Source organism: Ralstonia pickettii, assembly GCF_000607165.1.
In the GTDB taxonomy this organism is placed as follows: domain Bacteria; phylum Pseudomonadota; class Gammaproteobacteria; order Burkholderiales; family Burkholderiaceae; genus Ralstonia; species Ralstonia holmesii.
Window position 1 is genome coordinate 469,146 of the sequence record NZ_JFZG01000008.1, and the last position, 13,924, is coordinate 483,069.

A 13,924-nucleotide genomic window follows, 5' to 3' on the forward strand; every position below is an offset into this window, starting at 1 on the left:
CCTCGAAGAACGGTCAGTCGTTGCGGACCGTTCCCGGCGCTTCCAGCCAGCGCTGCATGAAGACGAGGTCGAGCCACTGGCCGTGCTTGATGGCAGCCTCCGGCATGCGGCCGACTTCTTTGAAGCCCAACTTTTCGTGCAGGCGGATCGACCCTGCATTGGCGCCGTCGATGGCGCCCACCATCAGGTGTTTGCCCAGGGCAGCGGCACGCTCGCACAGCGCTTCGACCAGCAGGCTGCCCAAGCCCTTGCCGCGCCAGTCGCGATGAATATGCACCGAGTGCTCGACGGTGGTGCGAAAGCCCGGGTACGGCCGGAAATCCCCAAACGATGCAACGCCCGCGACTTGCCCGCCATCATCGGCCACCAGCACCGGATACCCCTGCGTGGCACGCAACGCCAGCCACGCGGTGCGGTCTTCCAGCGTGACCGGCGTTTCGGTGTAGATCGCGTTGGAGGTGGCGATCACGTCGTTGTAGATGGCGAGGATGGCCGGCAGATCGGCCTGCGTTGCGTCGCGGAGCAGCATGATGCGTGATGGGCTCAATGGGTCGGACGCACCGCCAGAACGCGGCGCGCGAAGGCCCAGCATACCAAGGCGAACACGATCAGCCCAAGCCATTGCGCTGTGCCTTCAAACGACCCGCCCACGATCGCCAGCGGCGCATCCTTGCCCGTGGCCCCGATGACGGCCGCCATCAGCACGCCCACCAGGCTTTCACCGACGATCAGGCCCGACGCCAGCAGCACGCCATGGCGGTTCGGCACCTCGGCATAGCGCGCGTACGGCACACCGGCCGCCTGCGCACGCTTGGCAAGAATCTTCTCGATGACCCACGCCAGCACCGCACCCGTTACCAGCACCGTGCTGATCGTCGGTGGCAGGTAGATGCCGATGCCTACCGCCAGCACCGGCAGCCGGGCGACGCCGCCACGCTGCTTGAGCGCCCAGTCGACGGCGATCAGCAGCATGCCGATGACGATGCCTGCAATCACCATGTTCCATTCCAGCTGGTGCGTGAAGATGCCGGTGGCAATGGCCGTCATGAGCGTAGCCTGCGGGGCAGAGAGCGCCTGCGCCGCGTCCATGCTGGCACGCGGCAGCGCGCCCGGAAAGCCATACGCGTTGTACAGCAGCTCCAGCACCGGCGAGATGACCGCAGCACCCGCGACGCACCCGATCAACAGCGCCACCTGCTGGCGCCACGGCGTGGCACCCACCAGCCAGCCGGTCTTCAGATCCTGCAGGTTGTCATTGGAGATGGTCGCCACGGCCACCACGGCCGAGGTTGTGAAGATGGCCAGCGCAATGCCCAGCTTGCTTGCTTCCGGCGAACCCACGATGCCGTTGTCCGCCCCGATGGCCAACAGCAGCAGCGACACCAAGGTGATGGCGATGATGCCAATGCCCGAAATCGGGCTCGACGACGAACCGATCAGCCCGGCCATGTAGCCGCACGCCGCCGCCACCAGAAAGCCGAACACCACCGCAAAGATCACCGCGCAGGTGATCAACGTCCAGCGCGAGCCGGCCGATAGCATGGTCGGCGCCAGGAACGCGGCAAACGTGATTACCAGCACCACGACCATGGCCAGCGTGACCAGCAGAATCCAGCGCGGCGCCATGTCCTGCTCGGTGCGCTGGGCGCCATCGGCCTTCGGGCGCAGGCTGCCGAACGAGCGCTTCACGCCGTGCACCACCGGGCCGATCAGCGTGCCCAGCGTCCACACGGCCGCCACCGCAATCACGCCTGCACCGATAAAACGCACCTGCGTGCGCCACACATCCGTGCCAAACGCTGAGAGCGCCTTGTCCGCCGGCACTGGCGTGATGGAGGTCAGATACGGCACGGCGATGCCCCAGGCAATCACCAGGCCCACCAGCATGGCAAGCCCTGCCACCAGCCCGATCAGATAGCCCGCGCCCAGCAGTGCCGTTGAAAAGCCCAGCGGCAAGCGCACCACTGCGGCCCCCGCAGCGAACCACCAGCTTGCCCCTTCGCCCAGCAGGCGCAGGCCGCTGGTTGCAAACGCCACGATGGCCGCGACGATGCCGCCGGCAGCCAGATCGCGCATGCCGGTGGCAGCCGGCACCGCCTTGCCTTCGGCAGTGTCTTTACCGTCCGCTGATTCGCCGCTGCCCACGCGCAGGATCTCCGCCGCCGCCACACCTTCGGGATAGGGCAGGTCGCTCTGCACCACCATCGCGTGGCGCAGCGGAATCGTGAACACCACGCCGAGCATGCCGCCCGCCATGCAGACCCCAAACGTTTGCCAGAACGGGAAACCTTGCCAATGCCCAATCATCACCAGGCCGGGCAGAATGAAGATGATGGAAGACAGCGTCCCGGCCGCAGACGCCTGCGTCTGCACCATGTTGTTCTCAAGGATGTTCGTGCCGCCGAGCATGCGCAGCACCGCCATGGAAATCACCGCTGCGGGAATCGCCGATGAGAACGTCAGGCCGACTTTCAGGCCCAGGTACACGTTTGAAGCGGTGAAGATCACGGTGATGATCGCGCCGAGGATCATGCCGCGCAGCGTCAGCTCCGGCAGGGTCGCTGCCGAAATGTGCTTGGGAGGATGGAGGGATTGCATCCTGCGGTTCTCCAAAGAGGGTTCTTGTGGCGCGGATTATAGGAGTGGATGGGGGCGGGGGCTTGTGGGTTTTTTTTGGGGGGTGCTCTAGATTTCTTGCTCTTGTGGAGCATCCCTTGTTTCATCCCCTGCCGGGGCTGACTCACTTTCTTTGTCTTGCCAAAGAAAGTAAGCAAAGAAAGGCGCGCCCGATGCGGCGAAAGACTCCTTGAATTTATGTCGCAAGGAGGGGAAGGGAAAAACTCGCTGCGCTCAGACAGTTTCCCTTCCTTTTTCCTCCTTGCAACAGAAATTCAAGGCGCCGCATAGGGCAACAAAGTCAAAGGACAAAAACCAAACACTCTGGGCGCTCGCCCAAACGACAAGGCCAACCGCGCGATGGGTTGGCCTTTTTCTTTTGACGTTGAGCCCTTGATGGCGCCTTGAATTTTTGTGAGCGGGCGGATAAAGGAAGGAGGCCTGTTTGAGCGAAGCGAGTTTGCCTCCTTCCCCGCACGGTCACACAAATTCAAGGGGATGTCGCCATCTCGGGCGCGCCTTTCTTTTGCTTACTTTTCTTTGGAAGACAAAGAAAAGTGAGTCGGTCCCGGCAGGGAACGAAAGGGGTGTGGACCACCAAGGCAAAAACCAAAAATCAGCACTCCACAATATTCACCGCCAACCCCCCCCGCGCCGTCTCCTTGTACTTGGTCTTCATATCCGCCCCCGTCTCCCGCATCGTCTTGATCACGGAGTCGAGCGAAACATAATGCGTGCCATCCCCACGCAACGCCATGCGCGCCGCATTCACCGCCTTCACAGACGCCATCGCATTGCGCTCGATGCACGGAATCTGCACCAGCCCGCCGACCGGGTCGCACGTCAGCCCCAGGTTGTGCTCCATGCCAATCTCAGCAGCGTTTTCGACTTGAGCAGGCGTGCCGCCCTGCACCGCAGCGAGCGCGCCCGCTGCCATCGAACACGCCACGCCGACCTCTCCCTGACAACCGACTTCCGCGCCAGAGATCGACGCATTCATCTTGTAGAGCATGCCGATCGCACCGGCGGTGAGCAGGAAATCCACCACACCGCTGTCGTTCGCGCCGGGCACGAAGCGGTCGTAGTAATGCATCACCGCCGGGATGATGCCCGCTGCGCCGTTGGTCGGTGCCGTGACGACGCGCCCCCCCGCAGCGTTCTCTTCGTTCACGGCAATCGCATACAGGTTCACCCAATCGATGACTGACAGCGGGTCGGACAGCGTGCGTTCGGCCTGCACCGTGAGCCGTGAATACAACTCGGCGGCACGGCGCCTCACGTGGAACGGGCCCGGCAGTTCGCCCTCCGTACGGCAGCCGCGCGCCACGCACGCTTGCATCACGTGCCAGATGTTGAGCAGACCGGCACGCACTTCGGCCTCGGTGCGCCACGTCAGCTCGTTTTCGAGCATCAGGCGGGCGATGGATTTGCCCGTCGACTCGCACATCGCCAACAGTTCCTTGCCGCTGCGGAACGGATGCGGCAACTGGTCATGCGCTGCCAGCACCTGCGTGTTCGGTGCGCCAGCCGTGACGACAAAACCGCCGCCGACTGACAGATAGCGAGCCTCGCGCAGACGCTCGCCGGCGGCGTCGAAGGCGTGGAACTTCATGCCGTTCGGATGCTCGGCCATCGCTTCGCGGCGGTAGAAGGCGATGTGTTCCTTCTCGGTAAAGCGCATCGCGTGACGGCCCAGCAGCGACAGCGATTGCGATGCACGCAACTCCGCCAGCTTGGCATCGATGGTGTCGGGGTCGATGGTGTCAGGCGCCTCGCCCATCAGGCCGAGGATGACGCCGCGGTCCGTGCCGTGGCCTTTGCCGGTGGCACCGAGCGAGCCGTACAGCTCGACGCGCACGCTGGCGACTTGTGGCATCAGCCCATCAGCTTCCAGGCCGGAGGCGAACATGAGCGCGGCGCGCATCGGCCCGACGGTGTGTGAGCTGGACGGGCCAATGCCGATCTTGAAGAGGTCGAAAACGGAAACAGCCATGGGTGAGGCTCCGGGGGGGCGTTAAAGGGTGCAAGCGGCTTGTGGCCGCTTGCGCCAGGTTGTTGTGCGCGCGCTCTCAGTACAGCGCTTCGCCGTTCAGCGGGCTGCGCATAGCGCCAGCCAATCAGGCGCTGTAGCGGCGAGCCGCTCGGCCAGCGTGCGGTATTTCGGGTCCAGTCGCGCAGCCTGCCAATACAGCGTGCCGGCGCTTTTCGGCTCCCACATGCCGGAGAAGCCGGGCAGGCCCGCGTCGGCTCGCTTCTTGTCGAAAGCAACGTGTGAGTGGACGTATTCCTCGTGCGTGCGGCTGCCGTCGGCATACGGCACGAGCCAATCAACGGCGGCGGCGAGCGTGGCGCCGTTGGCTGCGCGCTCATGTAGCCAGTGCTGGCCGAAAGGCTGCACGGCAATCGCGGCCATCGTCAGCGGCTCGAGGTCGTAGACGACGTAGTGCAGTGCATCGCGGTCTTCAAAATCTTCCACCGACCCGTCCGGGCGCACGTTATTGGCGAGCTGTTGCAGGAACAGGCGATGTACCTGCGCGAGCAACGCGTGGTCACCCAGCGCGGCAGCCGACATTGCCATCAGCTTGATGCGATGGCTTTGCCAGTTGTTCACCCACGTGTGGGACAGCGGCTGGCGCGCAGCCTCGGCGCGGGCGATATAGCCCTCGGCCAGCGTGTGCAGGAAGCGTTGCGTCTCTGCGTGCGTGCCCGGCGTCAGGCCGTCGCGCGCGAGCATGTAGGCCTGGATCAGCGCATCGAACTTCGTCTCGTCGATCGGGTTGAAGCTCGGTACATACGTTCCAACCCACGCGTGCAGAAAGGTGTCGACCTGCTCGGCGAACCGCATGTCGCCCGTGAGGCGCCAGGCCATTGCTGCGTCGCGCATGACCGGAAAGTCCCGCGCGGCCGTAACGGATTCGTCGTAGATGCCCTGATGGGGCAGCGTGCCTTCCGTATGCAGGCGCGGCAACGGGTGCGGCGTCCGCTCGAGATGCTGGGTGGCGCGGGCGATCAGTTTTCCAGCAGCAGGCTCACCGGACAGCGCAGGCGAAACGCTGCACCACTCGCGTGCCGACCCGGTCGAGGTGTGCGCGCCGGCGGATTCCGATACGGCCGCACCTGCTTGCACCGGCGAGCACGCACCGCATACCGCAACAGCGGCAGCACAGGCAAGCAGACGGAGGAGCGAGGAAGGCTGGAGCATCGGCATAGCGGGGTCTCGTCGATCAGGTGAACTGTCGTCACCATAAACGGCGAGGCGCGCTGAAAAAAGCGGTTGTGAGCACGAGTTACAGGGATTGCGCCGCGTTACATGTGACGCGGCGGCGGAGCGCAATGCACCGCCGCCGCCTCATGTCACGTCGAATGCATCAATCCTGCGCGTACTCGCTCATCGGCACGCAGGCGCAGAACAGGTTGCGGTCGCCGTAGACGTTGTCGGCGCGGCCGACCGGCGGCCAGTACTTTTGCTTGCGCAACGATGCTACCGGGTAGGCGGCCTGCTCGCGCGTGTACTTGTGCGACCAATCGTCGGCCATCACCACGGCTGCGGTGTGCGGTGCATGCTTGAGCGGGTTGTCTTCGCGGTCGAATTCGCCCGAGATCACCTTGTCGACTTCGCCACGGATGGCGATCATCGCGTCGATGAAGCGGTCGAGTTCCACCTTCGGTTCGCTCTCGGTCGGCTCGATCATCAGCGTGCCGGGCACCGGGAAGCTCATCGTCGGTGCGTGGAAGCCGAAGTCCATCAGGCGCTTGGCGATGTCTTCGTTGCTGATGCCCGATTCCTTCTGCAGCGGACGGATGTCGAGAATGCACTCGTGCGCCACCAGGTCGTGCGCGCCCGTGTACAGCACTGGGTAATACGGAGCGAGCCGCTTGGCCACGTAGTTGGCAGACAGGATGGCCGTCTCGGTAGCGGCGGTCAGGCCCGCTGCGCCCATCATCGCGATGTACATCCAGGAGATCGGCAGGATCGACGCCGAGCCGAACGCTGCAGCCGACACGTTGCCGATGTTCTGGCTGGCGTCTTCACCCGAGGCCGCGCGGCCGGGCAGGAACGGTGCGAGGTGCGCGCCCACGGCCACCGGACCCACGCCCGGGCCGCCGCCGCCGTGCGGAATGCAGAACGTCTTGTGCAGGTTCAGGTGCGAGACGTCGCCGCCGAAGTGGCCGGGCGCCGCGGTGCCGACCATGGCGTTCATGTTGGCGCCGTCGACGTACACCTGGCCGCCGTGGCTGTGCACGATCTCGCACACGCGCTTGACGCCTTCCTCGAACACGCCGTGCGTGGACGGGTAGGTGATCATGATTGCCGCGAGGTTCTTGCTGTGCTCGGCAGCCTTCTTCTCCAGGTCAGCCAGATCGACGTTGCCGCGCTCATCGCACGCCACGACAACGACCTGCATGCCGGCCATCTGTGCCGACGCGGGGTTCGTGCCATGCGCCGACGACGGGATCAGGCACACGTTACGGTGCGCTTCGCCACGGCTGGCGTGGTAGGCATGGATGATCAGCAGGCCAGCGTATTCACCTTGCGAGCCGGCATTCGGCTGCAGGCTAACGGCGGCGTAGCCGGTGGCGGCGCACAGCATCTGCTCGAGCTGGTCGATCATCTCGCGGTAGCCGACGGTCTGATCTGCCGGCGCGAACGGGTGGATGTTCGAGAACTCGGGCCACGTCACCGGCAGCATTTCTGCGGTGGCGTTGAGCTTCATGGTGCACGAGCCCAGCGGAATCATCGTGCGGTCGAGCGCGAGGTCCTTGTCGGCCAAGCTGCGCAGGTAGCGCAGCATTTCGTGCTCGGAGTGGTGTGCGTTGAACACCGGGTGCGTCAGGTACGCGCTCTGGCGCACGAGCGACGCCGGATACGCGTCCGCAACTGCTGCTTCGGTCTGGTCGAAGTCCGGCGCGGCAGCGTGGGCGGCGTGCGCGAAGACTTCCCACAGCGCGACCACATCGGCGCGCGTGACCGTCTCGTCCAGCGAGATGCCCAGGCGTGTGTCGTCGATCTGGCGCAGGTTGATGCCGTGCGCCTGTGCCGCGATGTGCAGGTTGGCAGTACGTGCGCCGGTGGCGACCGTCAGCGTGTCGAAAAAGGCGTCGGCTTCCAGCGTGTAGCCGATCGCGCGCAGGCCGGCGGCCAGCGTGGCGGTCAGGCGGTGCACGCGTTGGGCGATGCGCTTCAGGCCCTGCGGGCCGTGGTAGACGGCATACATCGATGCCATCACACCCAGCAGCACCTGTGCGGTACAGATGTTCGAGGTGGCCTTCTCGCGGCGGATGTGCTGCTCGCGCGTCTGCAGAGCCAGGCGGTAGGCCGGGTTGCCCTGCGCGTCGATCGTCACGCCGACCAGGCGACCGGGCATCGAGCGCTTGAACGCATCGCGCACGGCCATGTAGCCGGCGTGCGGGCCGCCGAAGCCGAACGGCACGCCAAAGCGCTGCGTGTTGCCGATCACGACGTCGGCACCCCATTCGCCCGGCGCAGCCAGCAGCGTGAGCGCCAGCAAGTCGGCAGCCGCCACGACCAAGCCGCCGGCAGCGTGCACGGCATCGGTTAGCGCCTGGTACGTCGCCAGATCGCCCAGCAGCGCACCGTTGGCGCCCGGGTATTGCAGCAGCACGCCGAACGCGTCGTGCTTGGCAGCGTCGGCTGCCGGGCCGGTCACCACCTGCACGCCGATCGGCTCGGCGCGCGTGCGCACGACTTCCAGCGTTTGCGGGAGCACGTCGTCCGCCACAAAGAACACGGTCGACTTCGATTTGCCAATGCGCTGCAGCAGCGTCATCGCCTCGGCAGCGGCCGTCGCTTCGTCCAGCATCGACGCGTTGGCGATGTCCATCGCGGTCAGGTCGATCACCATCTGCTGGAAGTTCAGCATCGCCTCCAGGCGGCCCTGCGAGATTTCTGGCTGGTACGGCGTGTAGGCCGTGTACCAGGCGGGGTTCTCGAGGATGTTGCGCAGGATGACGCCCGGCGTGTGCGTGCCGTAGTAACCCTGGCCGATCAGGCTCTTGACCACGCGGTTCTGTCCGGCGATGCCGCGCAGCTTGGCCAGCGCCGCCTCTTCGGTCAGCGGCTGTGTGAATTCACCCAGCGGCATGCCGTCCTGGCGGCGGATGGCCGGCGGAATCACGGCGTCGATCAGCTTGGCGCGGCTATCAAAGCCGAGCGCCGCAAGCATCTGCGCTTGCTCTTCCGGCGACGGGCCGATGTGGCGGTGCGCGAAGGCGTCGCACGCCTCCAGGGCGGCGAGGGTGGGGCGTTCGGCAGCAAGCGCCGAGGAAGCGGGGTGCGGAGCGTTCATGGCAAGGGCTCGAAATTCAGGCAAAGCGCCGATGTGCGGGTCAGGCACATCGGCTTCGGTGACCGGCTTAGCCGATCTTGGCGGCGTACTGCTCGGCCGACATCAGCGCGTTCACATCGTCGGCGTTGGTCGGCTTGATCTTGAACAGCCATGCGTCGTAGGCGCCGGCGTTGACCGACTCGGGCGCGCCTGCGGCGTCGGCGTTGTTGGCGATGATCTCGCCCGACACGGGGGCGTAGATGTCGGAGGCGGCCTTGACCGATTCGACCACGGCAATCGCCTCGTCCTTGGCGACGGCGCGACCAGCGTCCGGCAGCTCCAGGAAGACGATGTCGCCGAGCGCGTCCTGCGCGTAGTCGGTGATGCCGATGGTCAGCGTGCCGTCGGCTTCAACGCGGATCCACTCGTCGTGTTCGGTGTACTTCAGATCGGCGGGGACGTTGCTCATGAAAGGTTTCTCCGGAAGATTGGTATTGGGGGATGCGGATTCGGTGTTCAACTGACCAGCGCCTTGCCATTGCGCACGAACGGCAGTTTAACCACAGTCGCGGTCAACTTGCGGTCGCGAATTTCGACCTGCACGTCGGTGCCGACGGCCACGTCCTTGGGCAGGCGCGCCAGCGCAATGGAGAGCGACAGGCTCGGGCTGAACGTGCCGCTGGTGATCTCGCCGTCACCGGCAGCGGTGATGACCTTCTGATGGGCGCGCAGCACGCCGCCCTTGTCGCGCAGGATCAGGCCGACGAACTGTTCGCGCTGGCCGCCGGCTTGCAGCGCGGCCTTGCCGGTGAAGTCGCGTTCGCTTTGCAGGTCCACCGTCCACGCGAGGCCGGCGTCGAGCGGCGAGACGTGCTCGTCCATGTCTTGGCCGTAGAGGTTCATGCCCGCCTCCAGGCGCAGCGTGTCGCGTGCGCCCAGGCCGGCCGGGCGTACGCCTGCTTGCAGCAGGCGCTCCCACACACCGGCGATCTGCGCGGCCGGCACGATCAGTTCGAAACCGTCTTCACCCGTGTAGCCGGTGCGCGCAACCATGATCTCGCCGACGTGCTCGACGGTGGCGAAGCCGGCGTTGAACGGCTTGAGCGCTTCGCCCACGGCCTGCGTGCCGGGGAGCGCGGCGTACGTCTTGGCGCGCGCATTCGGGCCTTGCACGGCCAGGATGCCCAGCGGCTCGGCGCCACCGTTGTTGTCGGAGCGGCGCGGCGTGATCGTCACGTCGGTGCCGGCGGCGGCGTTCTGCGCAACGATCCACTCCAGGTCCGTCGGCGCGGTGCCGGCGTTGACCACCAGACGGAACCAGTCTTCGCGGAAGAAGTAGACGATCAGATCGTCGATCACGCCGCCCTTGGGGTTGAGCATGCAGCTGTAGAGCGCCTTGCCGGGCGTCTGCAGCTTATCGACGTTGTTGGCGAGCAGCCCACGCAGGAAGTCGCGAACGCGCGCGCCGGTGAGGTCGACCACGCACATGTGCGAGACATCGAAGATGCCGGCGTCTTGGCGCACGGCGTGGTGTTCTTCAATCTGGGAGCCGTAGTTGACGGGCATGTCCCAGCCGCCAAAGTCGACCATGCGGGCGCCCAGCGAGCGGTGGATGGCATTGAGCGGCGTGTGTTGGAGCGTCATGGAATCTCTCGGCTGATTACGCCGCCGTGGCCGGGCGCGGCGCATTGAACGGGGACCAGAAAAGCAAAAAGGCCACCCGCGCAGCCTAGTTCCTCATGGTGACGCCATGAAGATCATCAAGCTGCGCAGATGGCCCCTCTGTCCTTGGTACCTGAGAGATTGCGAAGCAGCGCGTACTGCGGTACGCGCCGGTCCGTGAGCCCCTTCGGTGGGCGCCCGCTGTGGTTCGTGCGGCGCCAGCTCTCCAGAGTGCGGTCGGACGCATGTCCGCCGATCCGCCCGGTCCTGGATGCCTGAGAGTTTTCGGGTGCTACCCCTTCGGCGGCGCCTTGCCGTGTACGGCGGGCACGCTCTCCCGGATGGATGAGCGGAATTTACGGAAGGGGGATGGGATTGTCAATTGGGGGGCGGCGGCTTTTTGGAGGAGGGCTGGCTTGATGCTTTTGGTCCATCCCTTGTTTCATCCCCTGCCGGGGCTGACTCACTTTTCTTTGTCTTGCCAAAGAAAAGTAAGCAAAAGAAAGGCGCGCCCGAGATGGCGACTTCCCCTTGAATTTCTGTCGCAGAGAGGGGAAGGGAAAAACTCGCTGCGCTCAGACAGTTTCCCTTCCTTTTTCCTCTCTGCAACAGAAATTCAAGGCGCCATCTAGGGCTGGTACGTCAAAGGCCAAAGACCAAAGACAACGGCCACAGCTTCGGGGCGCTGGCGAGATCGCCAAGCCCCAAGGGTGTGGCCGGAGTGCGGGTGTTGGTTGGTCTTGCTGTGACTTACTTGCCAATCTGGCGGCTGACCTGGTTTTCCTGCTGGTTCAGCGTGCGCTGCTCCTGCTTGGTGATGGCACCGCCATTCTGAGCCGCCATGTCGCGCTCTTCCTGGCGAATCTGATGGTCTTCCCGGTGCAGCTGGCGCGCTTGGCCCTTGGTGATCTCGCCTTCCTTCACTTCGTTGTGGATGCGCTTGTTCTGGTTGGCGAGGCGGTGGTTGACCTCGGCGCGGCGCGGGTGGTCTTTTTGCCACTGCGTCTGGGCGAAGGCGCCGGTGGTGGCGGACAGGGCGACGGCGGTAACGGCCAGGGCTTTGACGATGCGGTTCATGGTGGTTTCTCCGGTGGGCGGCCGACTGATTCAGCCGCTGTCCTGCCTATAACGAACCGCGTTGCCGACGCGCTTACGGTCTTCGTGTAACCACACGTAAGCCGTGTAACGCGGCGCAGAAGGCCGGGGGGCGCAAACGAATGTGGTGCCGGCGCTTACCTTCAGCCGCTCAACGTGGTTGACTTACCAGCCGAAGCCAGCGCCGACCCCAACGTTGTACTCACTGCCGCCTGCCGTGGAGCCGCCGATGGTGACCGTGGCGCGCGAGCCGATCTTGCGCTGGTAGCCGATCGCGAGTGCTGCCTGGCCGCGGTACACCCCGGTGCCGATGGCCATGCGGTTATCGGTTTGCAGGCCGGCAGCGCTTGCCATCATGGTCGACATGGCGGCACTCATTGCACCCACGCGATTGACCTTGGTGTCGATCTGATTGACTTGGTTCTGCACGTTCCCCAGACCTTGTTGCACATCGGCCACCTTGTTGTCCACGCGATCGAGCTGTGCCTTGTTAACGGCGTCCGTAGCTTGCGTGCCTTCTGCAACGTTGGTGATGGCGCGCTCGTTGCCAACGGAGCCGACCGACACGCTGTTGGCGCGATCGGCCACCGAGTGAGCACCCACTGCGACAGCATTGTCTGCCGACGCGACGGCATTGGCACCGGTCGCCGTGGAATTTGCACCGCTGGCAACGGCGTTGGCGCCCGATGCTGTGGAGTAGTTGCCGGTTGCTGCGGCTTCCTCCTTCGTTGCCGGGTCACCGCTGCCGCCGCTACCGACAAACCGAGGATTTTCCGCGCCGCCGCCATCGCTCGTGGCACCCTCCAGCTTGTTGACGCGGCCGTCGAGGTTCGCGAGCGCATCACCCACGTTGTTATGCACGGTCTTGTCCGTGAACGAATACATCGGGGGCGTCCACACACCGTTGTTGAACCCGGCACCGCCGCCCAAGGCGCTGCCAACACTGTTGAGCTGGCTGAAGTTCACAGCGTCGTTGTCAGCCACGCCATTTGCTACGTTGCTCAGCTTCACCGCATCGCCACCCTTGTTCAGCGTCACGCTAGATTTGGTGGCATCGTCGTACACGACTACGTTTGCGATGCTGCCGTCGTCGCGGACCAGACCGGTGTTCTTGAGCTGGCGTACGTTCACGGCATCGGTGTCATCCGTACCTTCGGCCACGTTCTTGACCTGCACCGGCCCCGTGCCTGCGCCCTGGAGCGTCACGCTTGTGCCGCCTGCGTCGTATTGCACGGAATTGCTGGCCAAGCTGGCCGCGTTATCGGCCACGGACTTGACGTCATTGAGTTGGCCACCGTTGACGGCATCCTTGCTATCGGCTTCCACCTTACCGTCGGCGACGTTACCCAGTTGCACCGCATCGCCACCCTTGTTCAGCGTCACGCTGGATTTGGTGGCATCGTCATAGATGACGGCGTTGCCGACGCTGCCGTCGTTGCCGATCAGGCCGGCGTTCTTGAGCTGCTGGACGTTCACGGCATCGGTGTCTGCCGTACCAGCGGTGACGTTGGTCAGCTTGCGCGTGATGGCGTTGCCGTCCACGTCCTTGCCGGCGAAGTTCACAGCATCACCATCGGTGTCTTTCGCTACGCTGATCTCAGCGCCAGCCCCGGCCTGCTGGACCATGCCGGCCTTGCCGTTGGTGAGGTTGGTGATGTTGTTGGCGTTGGTGACGATACTGGCAGCATTACCCTTGATACGATCGTCGAGATTGCCGAGCGCGCCGCCCACGGTTGAGTACGTCGTGCTTCCCGTGCTGTCCGCACCCAGTGTGTAGGTCGGCGCAACAACGGCACCCGTCACGCTATTGAGGCGAGCATCGCCACCGAGTGCGGTAAGCGCACCGTTGAGCTGGTTGACGGTCACGGCATCGGTTGTACCGATACCATTTTGAACGCCCGTCAGGCGACGGTTTTGTCCCGCTAAATTAGAGAAATTGACCGAACCTCCGGTCACACCGCTGCCAATATTGATCGGCCCTCCAGCGTCCGGCTGCTCGATCAGCGTTTGCGCCATCGCCCCAGGCGCAGAAAGCAATACCGTGCCCGCGATCAGCGCAGAAACCGCAGCCCGCACAACAGGACGTCCCTTGCCACGCCCACGCGCGATTTCCGAAACTGCCATCCATACGCCAATCGCTTTGTTGAAAACGACGCGATATGCCTTGTTCATGTCAATTACCCTGCGAAATAAGAAACGGAATCCGGTACTGATCCGTGCCGCGGATCAGCCGGCGCAGAGTCTGTAGAAATCAAGGGGCAAGT

The 13,924-nt window shown here is 64.5% G+C and carries 9 protein-coding genes and 2 riboswitches; all 9 genes read right to left on the reverse strand.

Annotated features, from left to right (window positions below; all coding sequences use genetic code 11):
- Positions 1-13: 13 nt before the first annotated feature.
- The 9 genes from BG83_RS0113670 to BG83_RS0113710 all read right to left on the reverse strand — a co-directional run bounded on the left by BG83_RS0113670 (position 14) and on the right by BG83_RS0113710 (position 13,832).
- A complete protein-coding gene (locus BG83_RS0113670) occupies positions 14-529 on the reverse strand; it encodes a GNAT family N-acetyltransferase (RefSeq protein WP_024977257.1) in 516 nt (171 codons plus the stop codon).
- A 14-nt stretch (positions 530-543) separates the two neighbouring features.
- The gene (locus BG83_RS0113675) at positions 544-2,598 is read right to left on the reverse strand and encodes an OPT family oligopeptide transporter (protein WP_024977258.1); all 2,055 of its coding nucleotides are present in this window, start codon (positions 2,596-2,598) and stop codon (positions 544-546) included.
- Positions 2,599-3,232: 634 nt separating this feature from the next.
- Positions 3,233-4,609, reverse strand: a complete 1,377-nt coding sequence (locus BG83_RS0113680) for an L-serine ammonia-lyase (protein ID WP_024977259.1) — start codon at positions 4,607-4,609, stop codon at positions 3,233-3,235.
- A gap of 96 nt (positions 4,610-4,705) precedes the next feature.
- Entirely contained in the window at positions 4,706-5,824 is a 1,119-nt protein-coding gene (locus BG83_RS0113685) for an alginate lyase family protein (protein ID WP_024977260.1), read from the reverse strand.
- A 160-nt stretch (positions 5,825-5,984) separates the two neighbouring features.
- Complete coding sequence (gene gcvP, locus BG83_RS0113690; RefSeq protein ID WP_024977261.1) at positions 5,985-8,924, reverse strand: aminomethyl-transferring glycine dehydrogenase; 2,940 nt, start codon at positions 8,922-8,924, stop codon at positions 5,985-5,987.
- A gap of 67 nt (positions 8,925-8,991) precedes the next feature.
- Positions 8,992-9,372, reverse strand: a complete 381-nt coding sequence (gene gcvH / locus BG83_RS0113695; protein WP_024977262.1) for a glycine cleavage system protein GcvH — start codon at positions 9,370-9,372, stop codon at positions 8,992-8,994.
- Between the two features lie 47 nt (positions 9,373-9,419).
- Positions 9,420-10,547 (reverse strand): glycine cleavage system aminomethyltransferase GcvT, encoded by a 1,128-nt coding sequence (gene gcvT / locus BG83_RS0113700; RefSeq protein WP_024977263.1) that lies wholly within the window; start codon positions 10,545-10,547, stop codon positions 9,420-9,422.
- Positions 10,548-10,675: 128 nt separating this feature from the next.
- Positions 10,676-10,805: riboswitch (glycine riboswitch) on the reverse strand.
- 12 nt (positions 10,806-10,817) lie between these two features.
- Positions 10,818-10,915: riboswitch (glycine riboswitch) on the reverse strand.
- Positions 10,916-11,315: 400 nt separating this feature from the next.
- Positions 11,316-11,642: a hypothetical protein gene (locus BG83_RS0113705; protein ID WP_024977264.1), complete on the reverse strand. Its 327-nt coding sequence runs from the start codon at positions 11,640-11,642 to the stop codon at positions 11,316-11,318.
- Positions 11,643-11,825: 183 nt separating this feature from the next.
- Positions 11,826-13,832, reverse strand: coding sequence for an ESPR-type extended signal peptide-containing protein (locus BG83_RS0113710; protein WP_024977265.1), 2,007 nt, complete (start codon positions 13,830-13,832; stop codon positions 11,826-11,828).
- Positions 13,833-13,924: the final 92 nt, after the last annotated feature.